This is a genomic window from Streptomyces sp. NPDC002130 (genome assembly GCF_040296465.1).
Taxonomy (GTDB): domain Bacteria; phylum Actinomycetota; class Actinomycetes; order Streptomycetales; family Streptomycetaceae; genus Streptomyces.
In genome coordinates, this window is the sequence record NZ_JBEOXI010001279.1 from 1 (window position 1) to 1,033 (window position 1,033).

General features: G+C 64.5%; 1 protein-coding gene. It reads right to left on the reverse strand.

The window, feature by feature from the left end:
* Positions 1-1,033 (reverse strand): MFS transporter (locus tag ABT116_RS50270; protein WP_351648540.1); only part of this gene is annotated, 1,033 nt, incomplete at both ends.

The following is a 1,033-nucleotide window of genomic DNA, read 5'->3' on the forward strand; positions in this document are numbered from 1 at the left end:
CGGCCAGCTCTCGGAAGATGTGAACGCGACTTGAAGAGAATCAGAATCAAGCAGGCAGCGGCGGCGGCTGATCCGAACAGGAGCGTCACCGTATAGCTCAGCGCCGGAATGCTTTCCGACAGCATCGCCAGCAGTGCCGGCACCGCGAACCCGATGTAGGTGATCGAGTAGAACACCGCCGTCAGCCCTGCCAGATCATCCGGCCCCGCAATTCGCTGGATCTCCAGCAATCCGGACACCAATGCCATGCCGTACCCACAGCCGAGAATCGCTGCAGCGACGATCGCAACCGCCACGGTCAGCGTCGACGCGACCAGAGCGGCAGCCGCCATACCGACCACCAGAAACACCAGCGCCACCAGAGCGCCCCGCGCGCTGCGGTCGGTATCGATCTTGCGCCCCAATGACTGAATCGCGAACCCGCACGTCAGCGCGACCATGCACAGCAGAGCCGAAAAGGCCACGGGCGCATCGCCACTGTGCCCGGTCATCAGCGATGGAATCACTGCATACGCGACACTGGCAGCACCGAACACCCACGGGGCCAAGGGAACAATGACGTAGAGGAATCTGCGATGACCTGCCGAGGGGATCTTGAGGTCGTCGATCAACCTGCGTCGCTCGGATTTCTCCTGCGCCGGCCGGGTTTCGGGCGCACGCCACAGCGCCACGCCCGCAACCACGGTGATCACGATGTGCAGCACGTACGCCAACGCACTCGGCATGGGCGCCCACTGCGCCAAGATTCCCGCAGCACCCGCTCCCAAGGCGAAGCCGGCGGTCAGACTCATCGCTGCTCGCCGAGCACCTGCGCCTTCCGACGCTGTCGGATCCCAAGGTTGCGTGGACAACTCCTTGACCCAGGAGCCGCCGACGGCCATACCGATCCCCAAGGCGATGCCACAGAGGATTCTTCCCAGGATGAGAGCAGCGGCGGAGTCCGCCCAGAAAGCGAGCAGCGTCGAACCGGCGATCGCGATGATCGGAGCGGGGAGCATGATCGGGCGTCGACCCAATCGATCGGACAGCGGGC